This is a genomic window from uncultured Pseudoteredinibacter sp. (genome assembly GCF_947502065.1).
Classification (GTDB): Bacteria; Pseudomonadota; Gammaproteobacteria; order Pseudomonadales; family Cellvibrionaceae; genus Pseudoteredinibacter.
In genome coordinates, this window is sequence record NZ_CANMYE010000020.1 from 1 (window position 1) to 3829 (window position 3829).

Annotated in this window: 1 protein-coding gene; it reads right to left on the reverse strand. The window is 50.3% G+C overall.

Annotated features, from left to right (window positions below; all coding sequences use genetic code 11):
• Window positions 1–3829: VCBS domain-containing protein (locus Q1A41_RS20155; RefSeq protein WP_299982937.1), on the reverse strand; the 3829-nt coding region annotated here is incomplete at both ends.

The window sequence follows — 3829 nt, forward strand, 5'->3', positions numbered from 1 at the left end:
TGGTTGAGAAGCTTCCGTCCGCATCTTTTAAGGTGTAGCTAAACGTGTCTGTTGCCGTTGCACCTTCAGCAAGAGCGGCCGCACCAGCACCAGGGATGTAGGTGTAAGAACCATCAGCTTGAAGGGTTAATGAACCGAGCGAACCTGCAATTGAAGTGTTAACGCCGCCAGAAATATCACCGGTTTGTGTACCCGCAACTACACCGGTAATGGCTGCTACATCGGCGCCATCCACATCAGCACCACCAACATCGGTTCTAACATTGCCGGTTGCGTTGGTAACAGCGTCAGTTGAATCGGTATCAGCATTCGCAACCGGAGCCGTGTCAGTAATTAGAATATCCAACGTGCCGTTAGCGCTGGTTCCATCACTATCGGTCACAACGACTGCGAGACTATCAACAACTTCCCCACCGCTGTGATCTTTAGCCGTACCACTTGGGTCGTAGTTGTAAGTAACCTCACCTGTTGCGGAGTTGTAACCGGTAATGGTTAACACACCTTCTGGGGTGTTAACGGTGATGTTACTTGTTGAAGCGTTATTTAGAGCGGCCGCTGTAATATTTTGGCCGGCAATGCTCAATGAACCTAAACCGTCTGGAGTGTTTACGGTGAAGGTATTGCCAGTTGTGCTGCCATCTTCGGCGACACTTTCATCGCCGGTTGCGCCAGCGTTATTGTCATCGATGGTGACAGTTGGTGCGCCATCGGTGGTGCCAGTTACCGTGATAACAACTGTTGTGGTTGAGAAGCTTCCGTCCGCATCTTTTAAGGTGTAGCTAAACGTGTCTGTTGCCGTAGCTCCTTCAGCAAGAGCGGCCGCACCAGCACCAGGGATGTAGGTGTAAGAACCATCAGCTTGAAGGGTTAATGAACCGAGCGAACCTGCAATTGAAGTGTTAACGCCGCCAGAAATATCACCGGTTTGTGTACCCGCAACTACACCGGTAATGGCTGCCACATCGGCGCCATCCACATCAGCACCACCAACATCGGTTCTAACATTACCGGTTGCGTTGGTAACAGCATCGGTTGCATCTGTATCCGCATTCGCAACCGGAGCCGTGTCATTAATTAAAATATCCAACGTGCCGTTAGCGGTAGTCCCATCGCTATCGGTCACAACGACTGCCAAGCTATCAACAACCTCACCACCACTGTGATCTTTAGCCGTCCCACTTGGGTCGTAGTTGTAAGTAACTTCACCCGTGGCTGAGTTGAAGTCGGTAATGGTTAGTACACCTTCTGGGGTGTTAACTGTGATGTTGCTAGCTGAAGCATTGTTTAATGCGGCAGCTGTAATTGCCTGCCCTGCAATGCTCAATGAACCTAAGCCATCTGGCGTACTAATGGTGAAGCTGTTGCCCGAAACATCCCCGTCTTCAACAACACTTTCATCGCCTGTTGCGCCAGCGTTATTGTCATCGATGGTGACAGTTGGTGCGCCATCACTTGTGCCAGTAACAGTAATCGTTACGGTGGTAGTCGAGAAACTTCCGTCGCTATCTTTTAAGGTGTAGCTAAATGTATCTGTTGCCGTTGCACCTTCAGCAAGAGCGGCCGCACCAGCACCTGGAGCGTAAGTATATGAGCCGTCAGCTTGAAGGGTTAACGAACCGAGCGAACCTGCAATAGCCGTATTAACACCGCCGGAGATATCACCGGTTTGTGTACCCGCAACTACACCGGTAATGGCTGCTACATCGGCGCCATCCACATCAGCACCACCAACATCGGTTCTAACATTACCTGTTGCGTTGGTAACAGCATCGGTTGCATCCGTATCCGCATTCGCAACCGGAGCCGTGTCAGTAATTAAAATATCCAACGTGCCGTTAGCGGTAGTCCCATCGCTATCGGTCACAACGACTGCGAGACTATCAACAACTTCCCCACCGCTGTGATCTTTAGCTGTACCGCTTGGATCGTAGTTGTAAGTAACTTCACCCGTGGCTGAGTTGAAGTCGGTAATGGTTAGTACACCTTCTGGGGTGTTAACTGTGATGTTACTTGTTGAAGCGTTATTTAGAGCGGCCGCTGTAATATTTTGACCGGCAATGCTCAACGAACCTAACCCATCTGGAGTGCTTATGTTGAAGCTATTGCCTGCGACATTACCATCTTCAACGACACTTTCGTCACCGGTTGCACCAGCATTATTGTCATCAATGGTGACAGTTGGCGAGCCATCACTTGTGCCAGTAACAGTTATGGTTACGGTGGTAGTTGAGAAACTGCCATCACTGTCTTTTAAGGTGTAGCTAAACGTGTCGGTGGCTGTTACACCTTCAGCAAGAGCGACCGCACCTGCGCCAGGAGTGTAAGTGTAAGAACCATCAGCTTGTAGGGTTAGAGAACCCAGCGAACCTGCAATAGCCGTATTAACACCGCCGGAGATGTCACCGGTTTGTGTGCCAGCAACTACACCGGTAATGGCGGCCGCATCAGCGCCATCTACATCGGCGCCACCAACATCAGTTCTAACATTACCGGTTGCGTTGGTAACAGCGTCAGTTGAATCGGTATCCGCATTCGCAACCGGAGCCGTGTCATTAATTAAAATATCCAACGTGCCGTTAGCGGTAGTCCCATCGCTATCGGTCACAACGACTGCCAAGCTATCAACAACCTCACCACCACTGTGATCTTTAGCCGTCCCACTTGGGTCGTAGTTGTAAGTAACTTCACCCGTGGCTGAGTTGAAGTCGGTAATGGTTAGTACACCTTCTGGGGTGTTAACTGTGATGTTGCTAGCTGAAGCATTGTTTAATGCGGCAGCTGTAATTGCCTGCCCTGCAATGCTCAATGAACCTAAGCCATCTGGCGTACTAATGGTGAAGCTGTTGCCCGAAACATTCCCGTCTTCAACAACACTTTCATCGCCTGTTGCGCTGGCATTGTTATCCACTATCGTGACTGTAGGTAGCCCGTCAGTGGTGCCTGTCACGGTAATCGTTACGGTAGTAGTTGAGAAACTGCCATCACTGTCTTTTAGGGTATAGCTAAATGTATCTGTTGCCGTAGCGCCTTCAGCCAATGCTGCCGCACCAGCACCAGGGGTGTAAGTGTACGAACCGTCGGCTTGAAGGGTTAGCGAACCAAGTGAACCTGCAATTGAAGTATTAACGCCACCGGAGATATCACCGGTTTGCGTGCCGGCAACTACACCAGTAATAGCCGCCACATCAGCGCCATCTACATCAGCGCCGCCAGCATCGGTGCGAACATTACCGGTTGCGTTATTGTCAGCATCAGTTGAATCGGTATCGGCGTTGGCAACCGGAGCCGTATCAGTAATTAAAATATCCAACGTGCCGTTAGCTGTCGTACCATCGCTATCGGTCACAACGACTGCGAGACTATCAACAACTTCCCCACCACTGTGATCTTTTGCTGTGCCGCTTGGATCGTAGTTGTAAGTAACCTCACCTGTTGCGGAGTTGAAACCGGTAATGGTTAACACACCTTCTGGGGTGTTAACGGTGATGTTGCTGCTCGATGCATTATTTAACGCAGCGGCGGCAATATTTTGACCTGCAATACTCAACGAGCCTAAACCATCAGGCGTACTGATCGTAAATGTATTGCCAGTTGTGCTGCCATCTTCGGCGACACTTTCATCGCCGGTTGCGCCAGCGTTATTGTCATCGATGGTGACAGTCGGTGCACCGTCACTTGTGCCAGTAACAGTTATGGTGACGGTGGTAGTCGAGAAACTTCCGTCGCTATCTTTTAAGGTGTAGCTAAACGTATCTGTTGCCGTTGCACCTTCAGCCAATGCAGCGGCACCAGCACCTGGGGTATAAGTGTAAGAACCATCAGCTTGAAG